Annotated in this window: 1 protein-coding gene; it reads right to left on the reverse strand. The window is 41.5% G+C overall.

All coding sequences use genetic code 11. The features are described 5' to 3' along the window. Nucleotides 1-3,967: DUF1542 domain-containing protein (locus tag AC2JF7_RS08925; RefSeq protein WP_500728347.1), on the reverse strand; the 3,967-nt coding region annotated here is incomplete at its 3' end. Nucleotides 3,968-4,013 lie beyond the last annotated feature (46 nt).

Here is a 4,013-nt window from a genome sequence, read left to right on the forward strand (position 1 = left end):
CATTGTTAATAGCTGTTTTGGCTGCAGCTGCGTCGGTATCAACAGCACTCTTTTGCTTGTCTTTAGTTGCCTTATCCAAAGTAACATCGGCATCAATGTCACCCTTGACTTTAGTTGCTTCGGCATCGATTGCAGCTATAGCACTCTTCTTTTGGTCTGGCAGTGAAACCTTATCCGAAACGTGGTCACTATCAATCTTAGCGATACCAGCTGCTTTAGCGTCTTTGACTGCTTGCGCATTAGCCGAACCATTAATAGCAGCCTTGGCTGCAGCTGCATCGGTGTCAACTTGAGCCTTTTGGCTCTTCTTAGTTGCATCATCTAAAGTTGGGTCAGCGTCAATTTCACCCTTGACTTTAGTTGCTTCAGCGTCAATTGCAGCTAGTGCATCCTTCTTTTGGTCTGGTAATGACGTCTTGTTGGGAACATGGTCACTATCGATCTTAGTGATACCAGCTGCAGTTGCATCTTTAACTGCTTGGATATCAGCAGCATTATTGATAGCATCTTTGGCTGCAGCTGCATCGGTGTCAACTTGAGCTTTTTGGCTCTTCTTAGTGTCATCGTCCAGTGTTACATCGGCATCAATTTCGGCCTTAATCTTAGTGGCTTCATCATCGATTTGCTTATCATAATCTTTCTTTTGATCAGTAAGCGCCTTGCCTGGTACATGGGCATTATCAATGGCTGTAATACCATCTGTCTTAGCCTTGTCAACCTCACTAGCTACAAGAGACTTATCAACATTAGCTTTGGCGTCAGTAGCAATTTTATCAACTGCTGCTTTTTGGCTTTGCTTAGTTGCATTGTCAATAGTTGGATCAGCGTCGATCTCACCCTTAACCTTGGTTGCCTCATCATCAATAGCCGTGTTGGCAGCATGTTTTTCAATGTCTAAGGAGTGGTATACGTAGGTGATTTCATCAGTTCCGTTGCCAAATTCGAATGGTGAGCCAACCGGAACAGTATTACCGTTCACAACAACATGGTCTAATGCCCAATTGTTTGCATCAGGTGCTGTTGGAAGCTTGATAATTTGTCCAGTTGTACCCTCAATCTTGAATGGGGCATTCGGGATAATTTGGTTGCCATTTGTATCAACAAATTTTGGATTGATTGTCTGCGGATTACCTTCAACAAAAATTGTTACAGTCGGATTGTTATCAGAAACCGTCATCTTTGTTGGCTGGTTGGCAGCACCGGCTGCATAATGATAGCCAGCTGGAACGTTATCTTCTGTATAGTACTTGTTGGTCCAATCAATAGTGTTGCCATAGTTGGCAGGTGTGACGAAACCAACAGCTTCTTTACCTGTTTGACCTGAAAGCGGCGAAGTTAGAATCCGGTCCTTGTGGTTAACATCAACGTATTGGTAAGTTACGTTTTTCTTAGTACCATATACATAAATCTTATAAGTATAAGTGTTACCTTCCATTGGTGTGAGGCCGACACTTGCTTGACCGTATGTGTCACCATTGTCGTTGTCGTTTGTTGGGTCTCCTCCAGACTGAGCATCAGTCTTAGCACCAGCAAAGACTTGGTTGCCAATGGCCCACATATAGCCCTTAGGCATATTCTTAATAACATTATCAGTTGTAATTAACGGAATATATTGGCCAATATATGCGTCCTTATCTAAAGGTACGTTAATCGGCGTGCCAATAGTTTTACCATTTTGGTCGACATATTGAACATTGACTTTTCCAACTGGAATGGCAATCGTCTGCAATTCACGAGTAGTTGGTGTAACGATGTTGGAGATTGCAGTATTACCGCTCAAATCGGTAACTGTAGCTTGACCATTCTTAACTACCATTTGGGCAAACTTGGACGTGTTGTCACCATCGGTATTTGTTGCTTGAGAGTGGCTACTCAACCATGTCTTAATGTTGGAGTTGTTCAGAGTTACCGTACCAGTACCCTTGATGATACCTGAACTAGTGGCAACTGGGTTACCACTACCGTCTTGAATGGCTAAGTGTAATTGCTTAGGTGAAATAAAGGTTACACTTGAATTACCATCAACTTGGATTACCGCATCGTTCGCTCTTTGATTAATGTCAAACGTAGTTCCAGCATTGAATTCGGCTTTTTGGTTAGCTCTCAGCTTAATTGCACCTGGTTGGGTAGTAATAGGGGCAGATAATTTGAAGTTCTGCCCAAACTTGAAGACACCGTTGTCACTTTCACCACCGGCTTGGGTGCCGTTCAAGAAGTATTGAAATCCAGTTTGGGTCCATGAAACGTTGTCACCAACTGTTACTCCATTAATCCGGTAGTACATGGCTGGGTAGTCGGCTGGCGTGTTGTTATAGGTAATGGCAGTATTTGATGATCCGTCACCCATTGTTAAGGTGTTACCGTAACCCACACTTGGGTTAGGAGCCAGACTTTCAAAGTAGAATTCGGAGAATCTAACATCGTTACTGGTTCTTTGCATCGTAACGCTGGCGTTGTTAGCAAAGATAATTTGACCAACACCACGAGAAACCTCGTTTGAGATATTGAAGGTGTTCTTACCTGAGAAGGTAACCTTTGAACCAGTTGCCATTATGGCGTGAATTGGGTTCAGGCCGTTTGACTTGCTACTTGATAAAGTAACATTGTCAAAATTTGCAATTAATCCTGAACCATCACCAGAATAAACAAGCGAATATTGGTTCCCATCATTACTACCAAATCCTTGTTGAAATTTACCATTAGTTAGAGTAACCGTCGTAATATTTGAATAAGGCACACCTGCATAAGTGAAGTTTTGTCCACCTAGGTCAATTGTATGACCATTACCATTAACAACTACATCAGCTCCAGCAGCACGCGTACCTATAGTACCAGAAGTGTAGCTGATATCTTGCATAATATTAATATATGTAACAGAGGAATCAACCCAAGCGGCTGCTAAACTTTGAAAGTCATTTACATTAGCAACTTTTTGTTTATACTTATCCGGATTAGTTATCTGGTCTGCAACAGGAATATTAACTGAGGTTGGTGTGGCGCCAGCAGGCTTGCCAACGCTCTGGTCAAAGTCAGTACGGCCACTATCTGGGTCGGCACTTACAGTTACACTCTTAGTGCCATCATAGCCTTCAACCCCATCATCAGATAAAGTGGCTTCTTGCTCAGCGTTGGCTTCATTAGAATTATTGGACCTAACTGCTGAATTAGCAAAAGACCCGCTTCCAGGAACTCCAGCTAAACTCTTATTGGCAGAAATATCAATAGGCTTGCTTGAAGAAGCAGGAGCATCGTTTGCTATTTCATAGTCCTTGTCCTTAGTGCCCTTTTGATCAGATTCACTAGTTGTCGAATCCGACCTCAAAAAAGAATTAAGATTAGCATAAGTTGCCAAACTCCCCTTAGCGGAGGAGCCTTTGGTCTTGTTCTTTATTTGCTTTGTCTTTTTTGTCTTACTTTTCTTTGTCTTTGCTGCTCTAGTTTTCTTTGACTTTGCAATCTTTTTAGTTTGGTCTGCTTTTGTAGGCAGTCTAACCTTATTAGGCTTAGTCTGATAACTTGCTTCAATCTTTGCTTTTGAATCATTAATAATGGCTTCAACACCAGACAAATCAGTTGCAGTCTCTATTTGAGACTTAGCATCTGCAAGTATAGTATCAATTTTCTTAACCGCTTCTGTTTTATCAACAGCAGTTAAGGTCTGATCAGCAGAAACTTTTTGCTTAGTATTAGTAGCTTCATTTTCCAGCGTACTTACAGCATTTTGTTTTGCTTGATCAATTGATTGGGCGTCAACCTTTTGCTGTACTGATTTATCCAGTCCACTTGTATAGCTTTCGCTTTCAATTTCAGCTGCTTTTACCTCTTGGGCTCTAGTAGATAGGGGTAGCGATGCTCCCCCACCCAACATAAATGCCAAGAGAGAATAGCTAACAAGCCAACCCTTTTTGCTTTTATGCATCTTGTAATTGGTATTTTTGATTTCTTCAATCATTTTGAATCTATTCAAAACTTATCATCCTCCACACAATTAATAATATAATATATTATCATCC

This window comes from Lactobacillus sp. XV31L (assembly GCF_059900865.1).